This is a genomic window from Ensifer sp. M14 (assembly GCF_003355565.1).
In the GTDB taxonomy this organism is placed as follows: Bacteria; Pseudomonadota; Alphaproteobacteria; order Rhizobiales; family Rhizobiaceae; genus Ensifer.
This window is the reverse complement of record NZ_QJNR01000004.1, coordinates 4,138,171-4,160,071: the sequence shown is the minus strand read 5'-3', so window position 1 is coordinate 4,160,071 and position 21,901 is coordinate 4,138,171. Positions and strand designations below refer to the sequence as shown.

The window sequence follows — 21,901 nt, the reverse complement described above, 5'->3', positions numbered from 1 at the left end:
GCTCCGTATCAGTTCTTTTCCGGATTGCGGTACTGTTCGTTGACGAAGCCGAGCTCCGCCATCAGCCGGCCGACGGCCACATAGAAGTGGTAAAGCCCGGCCGAGAAGAGACCGGTCTTCCGCCATAATTTGATGCCGCGCGGCAGCGAAGCGCCGAGCAGGGCAAGCGACTTCCCGAAGGTTTTCACGCGTCCGCCGAAGCTTGGATCCCGGCGGTGCTCGAGCATTGTCGAAATCGCCCCGTTTCTGAGACTGCGCGCGCGAACCCAGGACGCGCTGGTGCGCCGGGCCGGCACCGTTTCTGCCACCCACGCCTCGTTGGCCCAGGCGAACGAAAACCCCTTTTCCTTGCCGCGGCTGTAGAAGTCGGCGTCGCCGCCGCCGATGAAGTTGAAAGCCGGATCGAGAAACGGGCGCGGCATGGCGTCCAGAACCCGGCGCGTCACCAGCGCGTTGCCAGAGGAAAAGAGGGTAGGCACCGGTCCGGTCGTGTCATAGTGGGGCGTAAACACCGGATGCCGCTTCCACTTCTGCCCGGTCACATCCTCGAAGACGGGCAGCTGTGGACCGCCGACCATGTCCGCCTGGGTCGCTTCCTGTGCCGTGATGAGGCAATCGAGCCATTCGGGTGCGGCGATCTCGTCGTCATCGATGATGGCAATGGCACGCAGGTTGGGATAGTTTTCAAGCGCCGTCGCCCAACCGGCATTGTAGGCGTAGCAGTTTCCACGCTGGTGGGCGATGATGACGATGGAGTCCGACGGATGTCCGAGAAAGAAATCCTTCGCGGCCGCAGCACCCGCCAGACCTTCATCGTCGTTTTCGATGACGACGGTCGCAAAGGCGACGTCAGGCCGTTGGGAAACAATCGTTTTCAGCGTCTTGATGACATGTTCCGGCCGACGAAAGGTCGGCAGCACGACGACGAGTTCGATGTCACCGGCGTCTTCCAACTCGGTCCGGAAATAGATGGAAATATCCTGGCCGGTAGACGTCATCATGAAACCTGTGCAAGCGGATTGCTGGCCACCACTAAAGCAAATCTTCCTAAACAGATGCTGAACCGGCAAAACGACTTTTGAATGAATGCTTTAAGCGGTCCTTCACCCCGTGCTGGTAAAGAAAGGGCATTGCTCCATCCATGACGTTTGGCAAAATGCATCTGGTCCTGGTTTCCTCGCTCGTTCCCGTCGACAATCCTGCCTCCGGTTTCGATATCGCCAATCGTGCGGTGCTTGACGGTCTGCTTGCCCTTGGTCATCGGGTCAGTGTCGTCGGCTTCCTGCAGCCCGGACGCAAGTCCGCGCCCGGTTGCGAGATGCACCTGCTTGGCGAGTTGGAAGTGACCAATGCCAAGGTCGGCCGCCGGCAAAAGCTGAGCTGGCTTGCAACCGCCTTTCTCAATCGTGCGTCGGTGTCTTCAGCCAAGATGCTCGGCACATCGGCAAGCCGGATCCAGTCGATCCTGGACAGCCTCGCACCCTTCGACGGCCTGGTGCTCAATTCGGTGCAGCTGCCCGCTGCCTTCGCGCAGGTTTTCCGCCCGTATCCGTCGATCTACGTCGCGCACAATATCGAGGCCAATTCCGCATTGGAGAACGCCGAGCGTGCCAAGGGTGCGTTCGAGCGGTATCTGTTCAGGCGGGAGGCATTCTACCTCGAACGGTACGAGCAGCAGCTGGCGCAAGACGCTGTCGCATTGTGGACGTTTGCCGAGGCGGATCGTCTCGGATTTGGCCGAGCGGTTTCCGATCGGGCATTCGTGCTGCCTTTGGTCACGGGGTGGGACGCACCGGCGTGTCCGCAAGTGCCGCGCCGACACGATCTCGGCTTAATCGGTACCTGGAGTTGGCGGCCAAACCGGCTCGGCTTGGACTGGTTCCTGGAAGAGGTCGTGCCGCAATTACCCGGGGACATGTCGATCGCGATTGCCGGACAATTGGATGGAACGCCAACTCTTTCGCACCCCGGTATTCATTTTGTCGGCCGCGTACCGGATGCTCGCGCCTTCGTTGCCGCCAGCGCCATTGTGCCGTTGATCAGCCGTGGCGGCACGGGCGTGCAGTTGAAAAGCATCGAGACTTTCGAACTTGGCATGCCATCTGTTGCCACAAACGCTTCGTTGCGCGGCATTGAGACGGTCCCGGCAAATTGCGTCGCGACCGATAATCCCCTGGAGTTCGCACGCCTGCTGGTCGAGAAAGTTGGCCAAGCGCGGGCGGGCTCGGCTCAACGGCTGGATGGAACTCTGTTTCACCAGGCCCAGAAGAACAGGATGATGCAGGTGATGCGCGATGTGCTGCCCGATCTTGCCTTGCGTGGCCAAAGTGACCAGAGCCAAAGTGATGAGGGGGGACGACCTTCACAACCGCGATTGACCGTTCTTGGCGGAGGGCGCTGAGGATGGGGGTTTCCACCGCGACGAACGCCGCCGTATCGCAACGGATGATCCTCGGCATTCCGGTTGCAGATCTAGGTTGGGCGAATGCGTTTGACTTTGCCAGCGAAGCGGCCTCCCGCTCCGCCGGCCAGGTCAGGATCGCCTTTCTCAATGCGAACAACGCCAACCTGATGATGAAGGACGCGGAATACCGGGATGTGCTGCGTCGGCAAGTCGTGCTTCCCGATGGATACGGCGTCGATATCGCGTCCTATGTGTTCCATGGTGACATGTTTCCCGCCAATCTGAACGGCACCGATTTCGTTCCGGCCCTGCTGACCTACATCGGCCGACCCATGCGGGTGGCGATGATCGGTGCGCAACCGGACGTATTGGCGCGCGCGGCCGAGAACCTCGGCAAGCACGCGCCCTGGCATGAGTTCATGCCGATTTCGGACGGCTTCTTCGATCGGGCTCGCTCGCGCGATATCCTTGCGGAGGTTCGCGCCCGCAAGGCCGATATTCTCATCGTCGCAATGGGAAGCCCGATGCAGGAGAAATGGGTCGATGCCTATGTCGGTGCGCAGGATGCCCGGCTGGTGATCACCGTTGGCGCGCTGTTCGATTTTGTTGCCCACGCGTTTCCCCGGGCGCCAAAACTTCTGCGCAGGCTCCGGCTCGAATGGCTCTATCGGTTGGCGATGGAGCCGAAACGCATGTGGCGTCGCTACATCCTGGGCAACCCGCTGTTCCTGTTGCATGTCCTTCTCCATAAGCTGACGGGGCGAGCGCGAAGGAGTGTCGGCGAAGCAAGTCTTGGGGCGCGAAAGTATTGACCGGCCCTTCCACGCGAACCGCGATCGTCACCGCATCCTACGCCAACGATTTTGAACGCTGTCGCCTGATGTGCGAAAGCATGGACCGCCGCGTGCAGGGCGACTGGGTCCACTATCTGCTCGTCGCCGATTTCGACGTGGCGCTCTTCCGGCAGCTCGAAGGATCGCGGCGGCAAGTGGTCAGCGAGCGCGACCTTCTGCCGTGGTGGCTGCGGCCCGTTACCGACCCGCTCTCGGGCGGGCGCCGCAAGATCTGGCTCAGCCCTTTTGGCCTGCCGCTTCGCGGCTGGCACGTTCAGCAGCTTCGGCGTCTCGCGCTTGCCCGCCACATCGATGAGGCGGCGATGTTCGCAGTCGATTCCGACGTCGTCTTCCTGCGCGATTTCGACCCCGCCACGCTCTGGCAGGGCGATCGGTTGACGCTTTATCGCAAGGATGCGTCGATCGATGCGAACATGCGCTCCAACCATCTGGCGTGGCTTGCGCATTCGGATCGGCTCCTGGGCATCGGCCCCTATGCGCTGCCGGCCAACGACTACATCAACACCTTGATCGCCTGGCGCAGCGACACATGCCGTAAGCTGGTCGACCATGTGGAAGCGCTGCACGGCCGCAACTGGGTTCGTGCGGTGACGAAGACGCGTGCCTTTTCCGAATGCACGATCTATGGCCGCTTCGTCGACGACGTGCTGGGCGGGCAGGGACACGAGCCGTCGCCGGACGCGCTCTGCCATGTGCTCTGGTTCGACGACAGCTATCGGCAGGGCATCGCTGGCCTGAGGGATTTTCTGAGGGATATGGCACCGCACCAGATCGGCATCGGCGTGCAGTCGTTCGTCGGTCACGATCTGGACGATATCCGCAAAGCGATCGTCGAACTCGCGGCCTGAGCGGCTCGCGCGTCAGATGACCCGGCTGGCCGGCTTGCTCAGGGCCGTGTATGTCAGGCCGAAGGACAAAAGATACAAAGCCAGGAAGATCAGGTTGAGCGATGGTGCCCACGCTGCGACGTCGGTGGTTGTCCTCAACAGCAGCGCGAGCAACCCCACTTTCACCACGCCTGCGACGAGCAGGTTCGCCATGCGCCGCACGGTGCGTCCGGTCGCATAAAGCAGTTCCGAGTGATACTCGATCAGATTGCGGAACGACGGCACCAGCAGGATCATTGCCACGATCGGTGCTGCGGCCGAGACATTACGTCCAAGGCCGTTCGGGAAGACGTGGAGATAGCCCGCCATTGCTGCGATGCCGACAAAGGAGGCGACGGCAACTGCAAATTCGATCGACAGGCGAACGGGCCAGCGGGCGATCGCATCGGGCGAGCGCATGATCCGCTGCACGAGCAGCGTATTGAACGAGCGCACCGGCAGGGCGGTCAGATCGGCAAGCCGCATCAGGATCGCGTAGATACCGGAGACTGCCGGACCGCCGATCGCCAGCACGGCGATCTTGTCGAACTCCGACTGGATGTAGAAGAGGATTTCGGCGCCGGCGACCGAGACCGAATCGGCCCATCGACGGAAATAGAGCCGGGGTTGCCAGCGAAGACGCACCCTCGGGTAAAACACCATGATCGCAACGACGAGGCTGATGGCGTTGGCCGCGAGATAGAAGTGTGACCAGGCGCCAAGCGACTTGAATTGCAGCAGCGCAAACAGCAGCGCTGCCGCCGTGCGGATTGCCGTCGCGATGACGACAAGCAGGGCACCGCGGCCGAACCGACCGAGGCCGTTGAGAACGATGACCGCCGTCTCGAGTCCGCGCCAACAGACGATCTCCGCGGCCATGAAGGCCGCAAAGGTGGCGGCCGACATGTCGCGTGAGAAAAGCGCAAGGAAAGTGCCGGCGCAGATCAGGGCGATCATCGGCAGGGAAAGCAGTGCGCCAACGAGAAAACCGGCGCTGTAGGTGCCGACCAGCAGCGGCTTGACCGTCGCCACCCGGTAGAGTGGGGACATGAAGCCGAAGGCGAGAGCCCGTGAGATCATGATGCCGGCGGCCGACGCCGTGGCAAATAGCCCGAAGTCGGAAATGGAAAGCGTATTTGCGACGGCGATAAAATAGGCGAGCGACAGCAAAAGCCGCCCCGCCGAGCCTCCCGTCATCGAGAGATAGGCGTGAATAAGCGCCCCGTGGCGAATATAAAGCGCTTTGATGCGGTGGAGCACGATCGAACTTCCAGTAGTCTCATCCGTCATAGGCGGGAAAGCTTAATAAGGCGTGAGATCAGCCGTTTCTGCGGTTGGCCCTTCTCAAAAATTAACCATTTGTTTTCCCTGTTTCCTTAGGTTGAATTCACTATTCGGAATTCGCCATCTCGGCAGCCGCGGGATAAGTCATGTTCAACGTCGACGACGAAAAACGCCCGGTTCCGCGTGCATCGTTGCTCGATATCGCAGCAGGGAGCCCGCGGGTTTCGGCGCGCGTGCAAAATCCCGGCGCCAAGGGCCGCGGATCCTCCGGCTCGTCGCTGCTCGATCGCTTCGTCGAGGTCGATGACGCGGCCGCCCATGCCGAGGCGAGGCATGCAGTTCGTCCAATACCGCAGCCCAAGACATCGCAGCCCAAGGCATTGGAATCCAAGACACCGTCGACCTTGACCGGTGCAGCGAACCGGGGACAGCGCAAGCGCGGCCTTGGCGGCACAGGCGGAAAGATTGCGCGGTGGCTGGCCGGTCGCGATACGGATGACGCGTCCGGCAATGCGGGTGGGGACGCGCCGTCGCCGCCTGGCGATAGGCCGCTCGTCGACATCAAGGCCGTTCTTCGCTCCGTCTGGCAGGTTCGTTTCGTCATTGCTGCAACGACCATACTGGGCGCCATCGTCGGCGTCGCGATCACCTTGTCGACCCCCAGCATCTACCTTTCGGAGAGCCGGCTCTATATCGATCCGCGCGAGGTGCGGTTGACGGATTCCGATCTTTCCAAGCAGTCGCTGGCGACAGAGGGCATTCTCGCGCTTGTCGACAGCCAGCTTGAGGTCCTGCGCTCCCGCACGGTGATGGAGAAAGTTGCGCGCGATCTCGATCTGGAGAACGATGCCGAGTTCTCGGGAACCGGTGCAGCGGAAGGCGAAGTCTCGCCGCGCACGCTCCAGAAATTGAGTGATGCGATCCGCGTGTGGCGCGACCCCAAGACCTTCATCGTTATCGTCGAGGCGCAAAGCAGAAGCCCGGAGAGGTCTGCACTCATCGTCAATCGACTGGTCGAAACATTCCTCGGTGAGGAAACGGCGGCGCAATCGGGCTTTTTCCAGAAGACCACGGCGGCTCTCGATCAGCGCATCGTCGAACTCAAGGCCGAGCTCGATACCGCGGAGAAGGCGATCGAAGAATACAAGGCGCGCAACGACATCGTCGGCGCGGGCGGCGAGTTGATCGCCGACAAGCAATTGCTCAGCCTCAGCGATCAGGTCGCTTCTGCGCGCAACCGGATTGCCGAGGCAAAGGCGAAGGCCGAAGTGTCCGGAAAGGTCCGGATCGATGATGTCTTGACCGGCGCCTTTCCCGAGGAGGTCGGTTCGATGGCTCTCGCCGAGCTGCGCAAGCAATATGCGGCGACCAGAGCGCAGCTGAGCTCGCTTGATGCAAGCCTTGGCCCCCGTCATCCGCAACGCATTGCCGCGGTGCAATCGCTCGACTCTTCGCGCGCCGAAATTGCCAACGAGCTGCGGCGCATCGCCGCCGGCGCTCAGACGGAACTCGATCGTGCCCAGCGGGCGGAACAGGATCTCGTGCGCCAGTTCGCGGCGCAGAAGGCCCGGCAGATCAATTCGTCCGGCGAAATGGTCGAGTTGCGTGAATTGGAGCGAAATGCCGCCGCGACCCGCGAGATCTACGAATCCTTCCTGAAGCGCGCCGCCGAAACGCGCGAGGAGGAGAAGCTGACGGCAAAGAACATCCGCGTTATTTCCCGGGCGGAGCCGGCGTTGCAGCCCAAAGGGCCGTCTCGCAAGATCATCGTCATTGGTGCAACGCTAGCGGGACTTTTCGCCGGTGCCGGCCTCGGTATCCTGCTCGGGATCTATCGCAGCCTGAATGGTCTGTTTGTCGCGCCCAGAGGTGTGCCGCCGGACACCGTCGACCCGGATCCGTCGGAGCCCGGCACGGACCCGGATCCCTTGCCCGGCACACGCAGCCAGAGGGAGGAGCAAGTGCGCGAGATGGACCTGCCGCCGCCGTTCTCGCCGGCGGCGCACCATGCCCAGTCGCTGACCGCCGCCTATCTCGCCTCACGCGAACTGGTGAAGCAGGATTCCCCCGCCAAGCACTCGCCTCGCGGTTTCGAACCTGACGAGGATGTCGGCATCGCCCAGGTACAGGACGATCTTCGTGCGCTCAGGTCCCGCGTCGAGAGCTACTCCCGCCAGAAAGTCGCGCGTCGCTGAACCTCAGGATTTGCGGGTGTCACTAAGGCGGCCCTTCAGTGATGAGAGGAAATGACGCTGCCTGCACTGTAAACGTGCGTCTGGCGATACCTGCCCCTTGCATTTATGCGTTTGGGACAGCATAGGGCGCTTTGAGGCAATCGCCTTTCCCGAGGCGAATTAGAGTGTGCCGCGAACAGGAAGCCAGGAGGAATGCCGTGACGACTGTGATTGATGGCAAGCAGGTCGCCGCTTCGGTTATCGAGGCCGTAAAATCCGCGACACAAGCGCTTGAAGCGGATGCGGGCGTGCGTCCCGGTCTCGCGGTGGTCATCGTCGGCAACGATCCGGCAAGCCATGCCTACGTCTCTTCCAAGAGCAAGATGGCCAAGGAATGCGGCTTCCAGTCGGTCCAGCACACCTTGGCCGAGGAGACGACCCAGGAAGACTTGTCGGCATTGGTCTCCAAGCTCAACGGGGACGCCAGCATTCACGGCATTCTCGTCCAGCTGCCGCTGCCGAAGCATCTCAACTCCGAACCGATCATTCAGTCGATTCTGCCGGAAAAGGACGTGGACGGTCTGCATGTGGTCAACGCCGGCAAGCTGGCGACCGGCGATCTCGAAGGCGGTCTGGTTTCCTGTACGCCCGCCGGCGCGATGGTGTTCGTGCGCCAGACCCATGGCGAGGACCTGTCGGGCATGAACGCCGTTGTCATCGGCCGCTCGAACCTTTTCGGCAAGCCGATGGCGGCTTTGCTGCTTGCCGCCAACGCGACTGTGACGACGGCGCATTCGCGCACGAAGGATCTGCCGGCCGTCTGCTGCAATGCCGATATCCTGGTCGCGGCCGTCGGTCGCCCGGAGATGGTCAAGGCGGATTGGGTCAAGCCCGGCGCAACCGTCATCGACGTCGGCATCAATCGTGTGCCGGCGCCGGAAAAGGGCGAGGGCAAATCCAAGCTCGTCGGCGACGTCGCTTTTTCCGAGGTGGAGAAGGTCGCGGGCGTGATCACGCCGGTGCCGGGTGGTGTTGGTCCGATGACCATCGCCATGCTGATGGCAAACACTGTGATTGCCGCCTATCGCAAGGCTGGGCGCAAGCCGCCGCGCTTCTGATCGGCGCAACTCGGTTTTTGTCGATATCTGACGCGCGGCCCTTCGCGGCGCGTTTTCATTTTTGCGGAGCGGGGCCGGTCGAAGCGCGAACGATCAATTCGGCCCGCCAGAGTTCCTGGTCGGGGTGATCGCCGCTCTTGAGGATGCCGGCAATCAGCCGGGTCGCGATGCGTCCGCCCGCCGCTCGCAGCGACGACCGCGTCGTCGTTAGCGGCACGCTGAAGTTTTCCGGCTTCAGCATCGGCAGCACATCGTCATGCGCAATCAGCGAGATGTCGCGACCTATCATCAGCCCCGCCTGGTTGATGGCCCTGACAGCCCCGAGCGCCAGCACCGTGCTCGAGCATAAGACCGCGGTCGGCGCGTCTGGCTGCTGCAGGAAGCGCTGCATGCTGCGATAGCCGTGCTCGTCGGTCATCAGCGAGTGGTGCACGAGCGCCTCGTCGAGGGTAAGGCCATGCTCGGCAAGCGCCCGGGCCATGCCTTTCCGGCGGCGAATGGAAAAGCTCAGATAGTCCGGGCCATTGATCAGCGCGATCCGCTGGTGGCCAAGCTGGATCAACAGCCGCGTCGCATCGTAAAAGGCGCCGGTGTTGTCGATGTCGAGGAAGGGATAGTCCCGTGTCTCGCCGATCGAACGTCCATGCACGACAAAGGGAATAGGCAGCGATTTCAGCATGGCGATGCGCGGATCGTTGGCGCGCATATAGGCAAGGAACAGCGCATCGACATTGCCGCTGGCCGCCAGCCTCTGGAAAGTCGCCTCTTCATCCTCCGGCGCGCTGGGATTGAGCACGAAATGGAAGTCGTGCTTGACGGCTTCCTCGCCAAGCCCGGCCAGGAACTCGCCGAAATGCACGTCGGAATCGATGCCGGCGGCGATCGGCATGACCATGCCGATCGAATAGGCCTTGCCGGTGGCAAGCCGCTGGGCCGCCCGGTTCGGCCGATAGCCCGTTTCGCGCACGGCCTGCAGCACGCGCTGGCGGGTTTCCGCATTGACTTCCGGATAGCCGTTCAACGCCCGGCTGACTGTCGTCTGCGACAGGCCGAGCAGTTCCGCGAGCTGCTTGAGATTGACCCCCATGGTCAATTTTCCTCCCAAAGCGCTTTGGATATCCCTTTGATTTTTGTGGTTTCATCCAGCGCCCTCAATTTCTGTAGCACTCGTTTTTCATCATACAAAGCAGAATTAGCCGGCTTCGCGCTGCAAAAAGTTGCCGCAAAGCAAAATAATGTCGGATGAGAGACGGTGAATCGAAAGCGCTTGACTCCTGGAGCGTCGCAATGGTTTGTTAGCAAACTCAAAGCGCTTTGAATTTTGCGCATTGATGATCTGCCCGGCGGGATCCGGGTTCATCTTGGGAGGAGAACAACGTGAAGAGATCATTTCTGTTGAGCGTGGCCGCGCTGGCGCTGTTTGCTGGCGCTGCCGGCGCTGCGGATCTGAAGTTCAAGCCTGGCGAAGATTCCAAATTCAACTGGGCAAGCTTCGAGGAATTCAAGAAGGGTCATGACCTCAAGGGTCAGACGCTGACGATCTTCGGCCCCTGGCGCGGCGAGGACGAGGCGCTCTTCAAGAGCGTCTATGCCTATTTCGTCGAGGCGACCGGCGTCGAAATCAAGTATTCGTCCTCTGAAAACTACGAGCAGCAGATCGTCATCGACACCCAGGCCGGCAGCCCGTCCGATGTTTCCATCCTGCCGCAGCCGGGCCTGATCGGCGACCTCGCGTCCAAGGGCTACCTGACGCCGCTCGGCGATGACACCCAGAAGTGGCTGCTCGACAATTATGCGGCCGGCCAGTCCTGGGTCGACCTTTCGACCTACAAGGGCAAGGACGGCAACGCCGCCCTTTATGCCTTCCCCTACAAGATCGACGTGAAGTCGCTGGTCTGGTACTCGCCGGAGAATTTCGAGGACGCCGGCTACGAAGTGCCGAAAACCATGGAAGAGCTGAAGGCGCTGACCGAGAAGATCGCCGCTGACGGCCAGAAGCCCTGGTGCATCGGCCTCGGCTCGGGCGGCGCGACCGGCTGGCCCGCCACCGACTGGGTGGAAGACATGATGCTGCGCACGCAGCCCGCCGACGTCTATGACAAGTGGGTCAAGAACGAGATCCCGTTCAACGATCCGGCCGTCGTTGGTGCGATCGACGAGTTCGGCTGGTTCGCCAAGAACGACAAGTTCGTCGATGGTGGCGCGGCTGCAGTTGCATCGACCGACTTCCGCGACAGCCCGAAGGGTCTCTTCGCATCGCCGCCGAAGTGCTATCTGCATCACCAGGCCTCGTTCATTCCGTCGTTCTTCCCTGAAGGTACGGTGATCGGCGAGGATGCCGACTTCTTCTACATGCCGCCCTACGAGAGCAAGAAGGACCTCGGCAATCCGGTTCTGGGTGCCGGCACGCTGGCGATGATCACCAAGGACACGCCAGCGGCGCGCGCCTTCATCGAATTCCTGAAGACGCCGATCGCGCATGAAGTCTGGATGGCGCAGACGAGCTTCCTGACACCTTACAAGAGCGTCAACGTCGATGCCTACGGCAACCCGCCGCTGAAGAAGCAGGGCGAGATCCTGCTGAACGCGACGACGTTCCGCTTCGATGGCTCCGACCTGATGCCCGGCAAGATCGGCGCGGGCGCTTTCTGGACCGGCATGGTCGATTTCGTCGGCGGCAAGTCGGCCACCGACGTTGCCGACAGCGTTCAGAAGGCCTGGGACGCAATCAAGTAAAACCGGACGGCGGGCGGCGATTGCGCCGCCCGCCCAGTCCACTGGGTCCGTTGAACGTTCAGTGCGACGAGACCCCAACGAGAACGGCGACAATCGCCATGCCCTGCGCGAAATGTGCACTTGGGGGAGGGACATGTCATGCAACAGCTCGTCTTTGCCGTAGGAACGATGGTGGCCGGGGTTCTCGGCTGTGCGGCCTATTTCTGGGGAACCAGCTTCCTCCTCGATCTGATCTTCCCGTCGAAGGGGCGGTCCGGCGTCGAGGCGTCGCGCAACCTGCGCATCACCAATGCTATCCGGCCATGGCTGTTTCTCGCCCCGGCACTGTTCGCTTTGACGATCTACCTCATCTACCCGGTGATCATGTCGGTCTGGTTCAGCGTGCATGATCGCGCCGGCGAAAACTTCGTCGGTGCCAGCAACTACGTCTGGATGCTGAACGACGGCGAATTTCGCCAGTCGATCTTCAACAATTTCCTCTGGCTCTTGGTGGTGCCGGCGCTCGCGACCTTCTTCGGGCTTGTCATCGCCGCCCTGACCGACCGCATCTGGTGGGGCAACATCGCCAAGACCCTGATCTTCATGCCGATGGCGATCTCTTTCGTCGGCGCCGCCGTCATCTGGAAGTTCATCTATGACTATCGCGCCGAGGGCACCGAGCAGATCGGCCTTCTGAACGCCATCGTCGTCGCCTTCGGCGGTGATCCGCAGGCCTGGATCACGCTGCCCTTCTGGAACAACTTCTTCCTGATGGCCATTCTCGTCTGGATCCAGACCGGCTTTGCCATGGTCATCCTGTCGGCCGCACTGCGCGGTATCCCGGAGGAGACGGTCGAGGCCGCCGTGATCGATGGCGCCAACGGCTGGCAGATCTTCTTCAAGATCATGGTGCCGCAGATCTGGGGCACGATCGCCGTGGTCTGGACGACGATTACCATCCTGGTCCTCAAGGTCTTCGACATCGTTCTGGCGATGACCAATGGCCAATGGCAGAGCCAGGTGCTCGCCAACCTGATGTTCGACTGGATGTTCCGCGGTGGCGGCGACTTCGGTCGCGGTGCTGCGATCGCCGTCGTCATCATGGTGCTGGTCATCCCGATCATGGTCTGGAACATCCGCAATGCGGCCAAAGAAATGAAGGGGCACTGAGATGAACCCGGCGACGCGCTCCCCTCTCACCTGGGCCGTACACCTCTCGGTCCTTCTCCTGGTCGCTCTCTGGACGCTGCCGACAGCCGGCCTGTTGATCTCGTCTCTGCGCGACAAGGATCAGCTGGCAGTCTCCGGCTGGTGGACGGCACTGTCGACTTCGACCCAGAACATCGTCGCCCGCGCGCCGGGCGCAGATACCCAGGTCGAACGCGACGGCAAGTTCGTGATCTCGGGCGACGTGCTTGAAGGCACCGCTGCCGGTGAGGTTTCCGCCTTCGGCTTTTCCAGCCAAAAGCCGACCGCCTTCAAGCCTGGCGAAACCGCCGAACTCAACGACGGCGAGAAGCTGACGGTGCAGGCCGATGGCAGCTTCGAGATCGTCTCCGATACCAAGATGGAAGGCTCGCGCGGCCAGCGCATCTTCTTTACCGCCGCCGTTCCGCCGCGCTTCACCTTCGACAACTACGTCGAGGTTTTGAGCGCCGAAGGCATCGGCGCCTCCTTCATCAATTCGCTGACGGTCGCCATTCCCTCGACGATCATCCCGATCCTGATTGCGGCCTTCGCTGCCTATGCGCTCGCCTGGATGCCGTTTCCGGGCCGCGCGATCCTGATCGCAGTCGTCGTCGGCCTTCTCGTCGTGCCGCTGCAGATGTCGCTGATTCCGCTTCTGAAACTCTATAACGGCGTCGGTGCCTTCTTCGGCGTGCCGGCCAAGACCTATGTCGGCATCTGGCTCGCCCATACCGGTTTCGGCTTGCCGCTGGCGATCTATCTCCTGCGCAACTACATGGCCGGCCTGCCGCGCGAAATCATGGAATCCGCGCGCGTCGACGGCGCCAGCGACTTCGATATCTTCGTCAAGATCATCCTGCCGCTGTCGTTTCCGGCGCTGGCGTCGTTCGCGATCTTCCAGTTCCTGTGGACCTGGAACGATCTGCTGGTGGCCATCGTCTTCCTCGGTGCGGGCCAGGACGAACTGGTCCTGACCGGCCGGCTGGTCAATCTCTTGGGTTCTCGCGGCGGCAACTGGGAAATCCTCACCGCGTCGGCCTTCATCACCATCATCGTCCCCCTGATCGTCTTCTTCAGCCTGCAGCGCTATCTCGTGCGCGGCCTGCTGGCGGGATCGGTCAAGGGCGGCTGACCTCACAGGGACTTCTGAACGCAATGAGCATGACTGAAATGAGCCAATCCACTTTGCAGGTCGACAAGGACTGGTGGCGCGGCGCGGTGATCTATCAGATCTATCCGCGCTCCTACCAGGATTCCAACGGTGACGGCATCGGCGACCTCAAGGGCATCACCGCCCGCCTGCCGCATGTCGCCTCGCTCGGCGCCGACGCCATCTGGATCTCGCCCTTCTTCACCTCGCCGATGAAGGATTTCGGCTACGACGTCTCGAACTACACCGACGTCGACGGCATCTTCGGCAATCTCGCCGATTTTGATGCGCTGATCGCCGAGGCGCATCGGCTCGGCATCCGGGTGATGATCGACCTCGTATTGTCGCATACCTCGGACCAGCATCCCTGGTTCGTCGAAAGCCGCGCCAGCCGGACGAACGCCAAGGCGGATTGGTACGTCTGGGCGGACTCCAAGCCCGATGGAACGCCGCCGAACAACTGGCTGTCGATCTTCGGCGGCTCGGCCTGGGCCTGGGATCCCACGCGGCTGCAATATTATCTGCACAACTTCCTGACCTCGCAGCCGGACCTGAACCTGCACAATCCCGATGTGCAGGAAGCGCTCCTGGGCGTCGAACGCTTCTGGCTGGAGCGCGGCGTCGATGGTTTCCGCCTCGACACCATCAACTTCTATTTCCACGACAAGCAGCTGCGCGACAATCCGGCCTTGGCGCCGGAGCGGCGCAACGCCCAGACTGCGCCGGCGGTCAACCCGTATAACTATCAGGAACATCTCTACGACAAGAACCAGCCGGAGAACCTGGCGTTCCTCAAGCGCTTCCGTGCGGTCATGGACGAGTTTCCGGCGATCGCCGCTGTCGGCGAAGTTGGCGACAGCCAGCGCGGACTCGAGATCGCCGGCGAATACACCTCCGGCGGCGACAAGATGCACATGTGCTACGCCTTCGAATTCCTCGCGCCCGAAGCGCCGACGCCGCAGCGTGTTGCCGAAGTCCTGCGTGATTTTCACAAGGCGGCCCCCGAGGGCTGGGCCTGCTGGGCGTTTTCCAACCACGACGTCGTGCGCCATGTCAGCCGTTGGGGCGGCGGCGTTGCCGATCGCGACGCGCATGCCAAGCTGCTCGCCAGCCTGCTGATGTCGCTGCGCGGCTCCGTCTGCATCTATCAGGGTGAGGAACTGGCGCTGGGCGAAGCCGAGCTCGCCTATGAAGACCTGAAGGATCCCTACGGCATTCAGTTCTGGCCCGATTTCAAGGGCCGCGACGGCTGCCGGACGCCGATGGTCTGGGACAGCGCTGCGGTCAACGGCGGTTTCGGCGATGCCAAGCCCTGGCTGCCGGTGCCGGCCGAGCATCTGAAGCGGGCAGTCTCCACGCAGAAGGGTGACGAAGCCTCCGTCATGGAGCACTATCGCCGCTTCCTGCAGTTCCGCAAAGCGCATCCGGCCTTTGCCAAGGGCGAGATCGAGTTTCGCGGCACCGATGGGCCGGTGCTCTCCTTCGTGCGCAGCCACGGCAACGAGAAGCTTTTCTGCGCTTTCAACATGGGCGGTACGGCTGCTTCGGGCGATTTGCCGAGCGAGCCGTTAGAAGCGCTCGACGGTCACGGCTTTACGGCCGAGATCAAGGACGACAAGGTCAATCTTCCGGCCTGGAGCGCATTCTTCGCGCGCCTGGTTTGAGACAGACATAAGAGACGAAGGGGAGGGTGCGATGACAGGTCTGACGCTTAAAGATATCCGCAAGTCCTATGGCGCGGTCGATGTCATTCACGGCATCAATCTCGACATCAAGCAGGGCGAGTTCGTCGTGTTTGTGGGCCCGTCCGGCTGCGGCAAGTCGACATTGCTGCGCATGATCGCGGGTCTGGAGGAAATCACGGGTGGCGACATGTTCATCGACGGCGAGCGCGTCAATGATGTGCCGCCGTCGAAGCGCGGTATCGCCATGGTGTTCCAGTCCTATGCGCTCTATCCGCATATGACCGTCTACGACAACATGGCCTTCGGCATGCGCATCGCCAAGGAGAGCAAAGAGGAGATCGACCGGCGCGTGCGTGCCGCCGCCGATATCTTGCAGCTCACCAAATATCTCGATCGCCTGCCGAAGGCGCTTTCGGGCGGCCAGCGCCAGCGCGTGGCGATCGGCCGGGCGATCTGCCGCGATCCCAAGGTGTTCCTGTTCGACGAGCCGTTGTCCAACCTCGACGCGGCACTTCGCGTCGCCACCCGCATCGAAATCGCCAGGCTCAACGAGCAGATGGCCGACACGACGATGATCTACGTCACCCACGACCAGGTCGAGGCGATGACGCTCGCCGATCGGATCGTCGTGCTGTCGGCGGGGCATATCGAGCAGGTCGGTCCGCCGCTCGAGCTTTACGAGCGCCCGGCGAACCTGTTCGTCGCCCGCTTCATCGGCTCGCCGGCGATGAACGTCATTCCGGCAACGATCACGGCGACCGGTCCGCAGACGACGGTCAAGCTTGCCGGCGGCAAGTCGGTGACGCTCGATATCGCCACCAATGCTTCCGAAAACGGCAAGACCGCGAGCTTCGGCGTTCGTCCCGAAGATTTGCAGACGGCGAGCGGCGAGGATTTCCTTTTCGAAGGCACGGTCGCCATCGTCGAGGCGCTCGGCGAAGTGACGCTGCTCTACATCGAAGGACTCGTGGAAAAGGAGCCGATCATCGCCAAGATCCCGGGCATCCTGCCCGTGCATCGCGGTGAAAAAGTCCGGTTCACGGCCGACAAGAACAAGCTGCATCTCTTCGACGCCGCCGGCAAGAGCTACCGCGCCTGAGCAAAGCCGCCACTGCGTGCTGATCGACCCGTCCGATTTTCGGACGGGTTTTTCTATGTCGGGGTCCTCAATCTACCCTCTGTTAAATTTCTTCCTCTAGCCTGACGGGCAGGGGATACTAAGAGGCCTGTAGAATGACGACCGCGGCACCGGTGATGCAGAACCACTTCCTGAACAAGGAAGAATCTTTCATGTACGATCGCGAAACCACGTTCCCGATGGAGGATACGCGGAACGAGGCGCGCATCGAATATACCGAAAAAGGCATGACGCAGCTGAGCTCCCGCCGCTGCGAAATCATCAAGCTGTCGAAGAGCGGCGCGGTTCTCGGTATCCTGACCAAATACCAGCTGCCGCAGAATTTCTACCTCGATATTCCGAGTGCCCGCATCCAGATGGTAGGTTGCCTGCTCAAGCGCGTGCACGCCAACAATATCGTCGAAGCGCGCTTCCTGCGGCTTCTGACTGACCGCGATCTCAATCGCATCTTCGTCTACAGCACCCATCCGAACCACCGGAACCGTACGCTCGACATCTATCGCTGAACGCGCAGGCGGTCTCGCGGCTGCTTCCGTCCGACTGAAACGGGCAGATGGGCACGCGCTTGTGTGGCGAATTGATCGTCTTTCGAAGTCGCTGCAGCCTATGCTTGACTTGGTGCGTGGGCGTTTGATTGTTGTCGCCTGCACACCGGACGTAAGGCAACCGATCGATGAAACGACCTTACCGCCTTTCCTGCCATTGCGGCGACATCTGCATCGAGGTTGATGAGGAACTCTCAGGCCTGATCGAGTGCAACTGCTCGACATGCCGGCGCACCGGCTTTCTGCATTGGAAGGTCGATAGCAGCAAGATTCGGCTGATCACCGAGAAGCGGCGCCTGTCGACCTATGTCTGGCGCGGCTTGACCGAGGGCCATCACTTTTGCCCGACCTGCAGCGTCGCCATCATGCGCAGCGGCTACCCGGACGGTCGCGTGTCGCTCAATGCGCGCTGCATCGAGGACATCGACGTCTTCACGCTCGAAGTTAAGCGCTATGACGGCCGAAACGACATGCCTCCAGGGCCGTTGAAATAGACGTCATTTTCGAAGCGTCGATGCGGCTGCCGGTGCTCATCCCCGGCAGCACTCGCGTGAGGCAAGACAGACCCCGGCGTGACGCCGAGGCTCCGTTCAGTTGAACAGCACGCTTGCGCCGTGGTCGGCCGAGCCGGCAATGGCGCGGAACGGCGCGAACAGTTCGCGCCCCATTCCGAACTCGTTGTCCGAGAGATCGGCATGGGCGGGGATGCGCGTCTTCAGCGCGATATCCTCGACCAGAACTTCGATTGTGCCGGTGATGGCATCGATGCGCACGATGTCGCCTTCCTGGATACGGGCGATCGGTCCGCCGTCCTTGGCTTCCGGCGTCACGTGAATGGCGGCGGGAACCTTGCCCGATGCGCCCGACATGCGACCGTCAGTGAGGATCGCCACGCGCTGGCCGCGATCCTGCAGGATGCCGAGCACGGTCGTCAGCTTGTGCAGTTCGGGCATGCCGTTCGCCTTCGGCCCCTGGAAGCGTACGACGGCGACGAAATCGCCTTCGAGCTTACCGGCCTTGAAGGCTGCGTTCAGCTCGCCCTGATCATGGAAGATTTTTGCCGGTGCCTCTATGACGTGGCGGTCCGGCTTGACGGCTGAGATCTTGATCACCGCCTTGCCGAGATTGCCGGTCAGCATCTTGAGGCCACCCGAGTGCTGGAACGGCTTGTCAATGGTGGAGAGCACCTTGGGATCGGCGCTTTCGGCCGGCGTCGGCACGCGCTCGACACCGCCATCAGCCCCGAGCCGGACGTCGATCTTGTAGGCATCGAGACCCTGGCCGACGACGGTGCGCACATCGTCATGCAACAGGCCGCCGCGAAGCAACTGGCTGATCAGGAAGCCCATGCCGCCAGCGGCATGGAAGTGGTTCACGTCGGCAAGGCCGTTCGGATAGACGCGGGCAAGCAGCGGCACGATATCGGAAAGCTCGGAAATGTCCTGCCAGGTCAGAAGGATGCCGGCGGCGCGCGCCATGGCGACGATATGCATGGTGTGGTTGGTCGAGCCGCCGGTGGCATGTAGGCCGACGACACCGTTGACGATCGAGCGTTCGTCGATCATTTCGCCTGCCGGCGTGAACTCGTTGCCCATGGCGGTGATCGCCAGCGCCCGCTTCGTCGCTTCCTTCGTCAGCGCGTCGCGCAGCGGCGTGCCGGGATTGATGAAGGAGGCGCCGGGCAGGTGGAAGCCCATGATCTCCATCAGCATCTGGTTGGAATTGGCCGTGCCGTAGAAGGTGCAGGTGCCCGGGCCGTGATAGGATTTGGACTCCGCTTCGAGCAGCTCCTCGCGGCCGACCTTGCCTTCGGCAAAGAGCTGGCGCACGCGCGCCTTCTCGTCGTTCGGCAGGCCCGTCGTCATCGGTCCGGCCGGCACGAACACGGCTGGCAGATGGCCGAAGGTCAGGGCGGCGATGACAAGGCCCGGCACGATCTTGTCGCAGACGCCGAGATAGACGGTGGAATCGAACATATTGTGCGACAGGCCGACCCCGGCAGCCATGGCGATCAGGTCGCGCGAAAACAGCGACAGCTCCATGCCCGGCTGGCCCTGGGTGACGCCGTCGCACATGGCAGGTACACCGCCGGCGACCTGGGCAACGCCGCCTGCCTCGTGTGCCGCTTGGCGGATCAGCGCCGGATAGGTCTCGAACGGCTGATGCGCCGAGAGCATGTCGTTATAGGAGGTGATGATGCCGAGGTTGGCGACGCGGTCGCCCGCGAGCGCCACCTTCTCGGCGGGGGAACAGACGGCAAATCCGTGCGCAAGGTTGCCACAGCCGAGAACGCTGCGATGCGGCCCGCTCGAGGCGGCACGGCGAACGCGATCGAGATAGGGCTCTCGGTGCGGCTTAGAGCGCTCGACGATGCGGGCGGTGATTGCGGCAATGCGGGAATCGGCGGACATGGCAAATCCTGTTCCGGAGCGCTCACGCTCCTCATCTTCATCCTGTCATCGATCCGGAGCGTTGCCTGCCTGGGAGAACGTGCAGGCCACGCCCCGGTATGAGCTCTTTCAACACCTTCGCGTTCCGGTGGCGCGCCACCGGTTGAAAGTGTCCTGAACCGGCCGGAAATCCGGCCGTTATGGCGCCCAGTATATCTGCAGCGGCGAGGCCGCACGGCGCAGCATGGTGCGGATCGGCATCTCGGCCTCGTCGCCGGGGCCTTCCGCCTTGGCCAGCACCACCTTCTTGCCTTCGCCCTCGATGTGCAGGACCAGGAGTCTCGCATCCTGAAGGCTGGAGAAGGTAAAGGTGAGCCGCGGTTCGCCGGCGCCCTCTGCTTCCATGGTCATCACGCCGCGTGGCGTCGTCGCGTCGATCGCCCTTGAAAGCTGCGTGCCGCCTGGGAAGAACGACGCGGTATGGCCATCCGTTCCCATGCCGAGCACGACGACGTCGAAGGGAGCGCCGATCTTTGCCGTCTCGTTGCTGGCCAGCACGGCCGCATCTTCTGCCGAAGCGGCTGCGTGGTAAAGCGGAAGAAAATGCGCTTTAGCCGCGGGACCCTGCAGCAGGTTGGCTTTCACCAGCGCATGGTTGGAGCGATCACTTTCCGGCGGAACGAAGCGTTCGTCCACCAGCGTGACCGTCACCTTGTCCCAGTCGATATCTTTTTTGGCGAGCGCCTGGAAGAAGGCCTTGGGCGTGGAGCCGCCGGAAACGGCAATGCTTGCCGTTCCGCGGGCAGCAATGCCGGCCGCAAGTGTTGCGCCGACGGCGTCCGCCAGGCCTTCGGCCAGCGCAGCGCCAGTGTCGAATGTGTGAAGCGTCGTGCTCATTTCCAACCTATATCGCATCGTGCCAGGTGCGGCCGTCACGCTCGATCAGCGCGATCGACTGGCTCGGACCCCAGGTGCCGGCGGTGTAACCCTGCACCTGCTGTCCGGTCTCTTCCCAGGCCTTCAGGATCGGGTCGACCCATTTCCATGCGGCCTCGACCTCGTCGCGACGCACGAACAGCGTCTGGTTGTTGCGCACGACGTCGAACAGCAGCCGCTCATAGGCATCGGCGTTGCGCACGTCGAAGGCCTCGGCAAAGCTCATGTCGAGCGAGACGTTGCGAAGGCGCATGCCGCCCGGGCCCGGGTCCTTGATCATCAGCGACTGCTTGACGCCTTCGTTCGGCTGCAGGCGAATGACGAGCTGGTTCGCCGAAATCCGACCGGCACTGTTGTCGAAGATCGAATGCGGAATCTGCTTGAAGGTAATGACGATTTCGGACATGCGTCCGGCAAGCCGCTTGCCTGTGCGGATGTAAAACGGCACGCCGGCCCAGCGCCAATTGCTGACCTCGGCCTTGATCGCGACGAAGGTTTCGGTGTTCGAGACGCCGCCTTCAAGCTCTTCCAGGTAGCCCTTGACCGGGCCGCCGGCGGATGCCCCCGCACGGTACTGGCCGCGCACCGTCACCTGCTCGACATTGGACGTGTTGACCGGCTTCAGGGCGCGCAGAACCTTGAGCTTTTCGTCGCGCACGGCTTCCGCATCCATCGACGTCGGCGCTTCCATCGCAACGAAGCAGACGAGCTGCAGGATGTGGTTCTGCACCATGTCGCGCAAGGCGCCTGCCTTGTCGTAGTAGCCGGCGCGATTTTCGAGGCCGACGGCTTCCGAAACGGTGATCTGCACGTGGTCGATATGGGCGGAGTTCCACAGCGGCTCATAGAGCGCATTGGCGAAACGCAGCGCCATCAGGTTCTGCACCGTCTCCTTGCCGAGGTAGTGGTCGATGCGGAAGATCTGCTCTTCGCGAAAGACCTTGCCGATGGTGTCGTTGAGCTCGGTCGCGGACGCGAGGTCGCGCCCGATCGGCTTTTCGACGACGATGCGGGTGGTCTTGGTGATCAGCTTGTGGTCGCGGATCTTTTCCGAGATGTCGCCGAAGATAGCCGGTCCGACGGCGAGGTAGAAGGCGCGAATGCGCTCCTTGCCCTCTTCCAGGATCTTCTTCAGCGTATCCCAGCCCTGATCGGACTTGGCGTCGACGGAGACGTAGAAGAGGCGGGCGGTGAATTTCGCCACTTCCTCTTCGTTGTATTCGGCCGGCTTCAGGTGTTCCTTCAGCGCATCGGCGGCGAACTTGCGATATTCCTCATGCGTCAAGGCGGCGCGCGAGGCGCCGATGATGCGGGTCGGCTCGGTAATCTGGCCTTCCATCTGGCGGTGATAGAGCGCTGGCAGCAGCTTGCGCTCGGCGAGATCGCCTGTGCCGCCGAACACGACATAATCAAACGGTTCGACGGGAATGATCTGGCTGCTCATGGGATAATCT

Annotated in this window: 20 protein-coding genes; 12 read left to right on the top strand and 8 right to left on the bottom strand. The window is 62.1% G+C overall.

Annotated elements, in window-relative coordinates:
* Nucleotides 1-8: 8 nt before the first annotated feature.
* Both BLJAPNOD_RS20160 and BLJAPNOD_RS35415 read right to left on the bottom strand, forming a co-directional pair.
* Nucleotides 9-998, bottom strand: coding sequence for a glycosyltransferase (locus BLJAPNOD_RS20160; RefSeq protein WP_115421392.1), 990 nt, complete (start codon nt 996-998; stop codon nt 9-11).
* Entirely contained in the window at nt 998-1,261 is a 264-nt protein-coding gene (locus BLJAPNOD_RS35415) for a hypothetical protein (RefSeq protein ID WP_158556142.1), read from the bottom strand. The genes BLJAPNOD_RS20160 and BLJAPNOD_RS35415 overlap by 1 nt, the downstream gene beginning before the upstream one ends.
* 57 nt (nt 1,262-1,318) lie before the next feature.
* Here BLJAPNOD_RS35415 and BLJAPNOD_RS20155 point away from each other — a divergent pair, with 57 nt between their 5' ends.
* Genes BLJAPNOD_RS20155 through BLJAPNOD_RS20145 form a run of 3 tightly spaced genes read left to right on the top strand, consistent with a single transcriptional unit; the run spans nt 1,319 to nt 4,106 of the window.
* Nucleotides 1,319-2,401, top strand: a complete 1,083-nt coding sequence (locus BLJAPNOD_RS20155) for a glycosyltransferase family 4 protein (protein ID WP_158556141.1) — start codon at nt 1,319-1,321, stop codon at nt 2,399-2,401.
* 2 nt (nt 2,402-2,403) lie between these two features.
* Entirely contained in the window at nt 2,404-3,216 is an 813-nt protein-coding gene (locus BLJAPNOD_RS20150) for a WecB/TagA/CpsF family glycosyltransferase (protein ID WP_115420934.1), read from the top strand.
* On the top strand, nt 3,213-4,106 hold the full coding sequence (locus BLJAPNOD_RS20145; protein WP_244610978.1) for a DUF6492 family protein: 894 nt from the start codon (nt 3,213-3,215) through the stop codon (nt 4,104-4,106). Before BLJAPNOD_RS20150 ends, BLJAPNOD_RS20145 begins: the two co-directional genes overlap by 4 nt.
* A gap of 12 nt (nt 4,107-4,118) precedes the next feature.
* Here the strand turns inward: BLJAPNOD_RS20145 and BLJAPNOD_RS20140 are convergent, their stop codons facing one another.
* On the bottom strand, nt 4,119-5,384 hold the full coding sequence (locus BLJAPNOD_RS20140) for a lipopolysaccharide biosynthesis protein (protein WP_115420933.1): 1,266 nt from the start codon (nt 5,382-5,384) through the stop codon (nt 4,119-4,121).
* A gap of 170 nt (nt 5,385-5,554) precedes the next feature.
* On the opposite strand from BLJAPNOD_RS20140, the gene BLJAPNOD_RS20135 reads away from it, so the two are divergent.
* A complete protein-coding gene (locus tag BLJAPNOD_RS20135) occupies nt 5,555-7,603 on the top strand; it encodes a GumC family protein (RefSeq protein ID WP_115420932.1) in 2,049 nt (682 codons plus the stop codon).
* 197 nt (nt 7,604-7,800) lie between these two features.
* The gene (gene folD, locus BLJAPNOD_RS20130) at nt 7,801-8,700 is read left to right on the top strand and encodes a bifunctional methylenetetrahydrofolate dehydrogenase/methenyltetrahydrofolate cyclohydrolase FolD (RefSeq protein ID WP_115420931.1); all 900 of its coding nucleotides are present in this window, start codon (nt 7,801-7,803) and stop codon (nt 8,698-8,700) included.
* 55 nt (nt 8,701-8,755) lie between these two features.
* Here folD and BLJAPNOD_RS20125 read toward each other — a convergent pair whose 3' ends face one another.
* Nucleotides 8,756-9,787: a substrate-binding domain-containing protein gene (locus BLJAPNOD_RS20125; RefSeq protein ID WP_115420930.1), complete on the bottom strand. Its 1,032-nt coding sequence runs from the start codon at nt 9,785-9,787 to the stop codon at nt 8,756-8,758.
* A gap of 2 nt (nt 9,788-9,789) precedes the next feature.
* Nucleotides 9,790-10,029 (bottom strand): hypothetical protein, encoded by a 240-nt coding sequence (locus BLJAPNOD_RS35200; RefSeq protein ID WP_147294562.1) that lies wholly within the window; start codon nt 10,027-10,029, stop codon nt 9,790-9,792.
* 48 nt (nt 10,030-10,077) lie between these two features.
* Here BLJAPNOD_RS35200 and BLJAPNOD_RS20120 point away from each other — a divergent pair, with 48 nt between their 5' ends.
* From BLJAPNOD_RS20120 to BLJAPNOD_RS20090, 7 genes are all read left to right on the top strand, one after another.
* A complete protein-coding gene (locus BLJAPNOD_RS20120; RefSeq protein WP_115420929.1) occupies nt 10,078-11,436 on the top strand; it encodes an ABC transporter substrate-binding protein in 1,359 nt (452 codons plus the stop codon).
* A 138-nt stretch (nt 11,437-11,574) separates the two neighbouring features.
* Nucleotides 11,575-12,585 (top strand): sugar ABC transporter permease, encoded by a 1,011-nt coding sequence (locus tag BLJAPNOD_RS20115; RefSeq protein ID WP_115420928.1) that lies wholly within the window; start codon nt 11,575-11,577, stop codon nt 12,583-12,585.
* 1 nt (nt 12,586) lies between these two features.
* Complete coding sequence (locus BLJAPNOD_RS20110; protein ID WP_077504302.1) at nt 12,587-13,735, top strand: carbohydrate ABC transporter permease; 1,149 nt, start codon at nt 12,587-12,589, stop codon at nt 13,733-13,735.
* Between the two features lie 23 nt (nt 13,736-13,758).
* A complete protein-coding gene (locus BLJAPNOD_RS20105) occupies nt 13,759-15,417 on the top strand; it encodes an alpha-glucosidase (RefSeq protein ID WP_115420927.1) in 1,659 nt (552 codons plus the stop codon).
* A gap of 31 nt (nt 15,418-15,448) precedes the next feature.
* Nucleotides 15,449-16,537: a sn-glycerol-3-phosphate ABC transporter ATP-binding protein UgpC gene (ugpC, locus tag BLJAPNOD_RS20100; protein ID WP_115420926.1), complete on the top strand. Its 1,089-nt coding sequence runs from the start codon at nt 15,449-15,451 to the stop codon at nt 16,535-16,537.
* A 134-nt stretch (nt 16,538-16,671) separates the two neighbouring features.
* Nucleotides 16,672-17,082, top strand: a complete 411-nt coding sequence (locus BLJAPNOD_RS20095; protein WP_077504300.1) for a hypothetical protein — start codon at nt 16,672-16,674, stop codon at nt 17,080-17,082.
* A 167-nt stretch (nt 17,083-17,249) separates the two neighbouring features.
* Entirely contained in the window at nt 17,250-17,615 is a 366-nt protein-coding gene (locus tag BLJAPNOD_RS20090; protein WP_115420925.1) for a GFA family protein, read from the top strand.
* Nucleotides 17,616-17,711: 96 nt separating this feature from the next.
* Here the strand turns inward: BLJAPNOD_RS20090 and edd are convergent, their stop codons facing one another.
* The 3 genes from edd to zwf form a co-directional block, all read right to left on the bottom strand.
* Nucleotides 17,712-19,532, bottom strand: coding sequence for a phosphogluconate dehydratase (gene edd / locus BLJAPNOD_RS20085; protein ID WP_115420924.1), 1,821 nt, complete (start codon nt 19,530-19,532; stop codon nt 17,712-17,714).
* Between the two features lie 177 nt (nt 19,533-19,709).
* Complete coding sequence (gene pgl / locus BLJAPNOD_RS20080) at nt 19,710-20,408, bottom strand: 6-phosphogluconolactonase (protein WP_115421390.1); 699 nt, start codon at nt 20,406-20,408, stop codon at nt 19,710-19,712.
* 7 nt (nt 20,409-20,415) lie between these two features.
* Complete coding sequence (gene zwf, locus BLJAPNOD_RS20075) at nt 20,416-21,891, bottom strand: glucose-6-phosphate dehydrogenase (RefSeq protein ID WP_115420923.1); 1,476 nt, start codon at nt 21,889-21,891, stop codon at nt 20,416-20,418.
* Between the last annotated feature and the right edge of the window lie 10 nt (nt 21,892-21,901).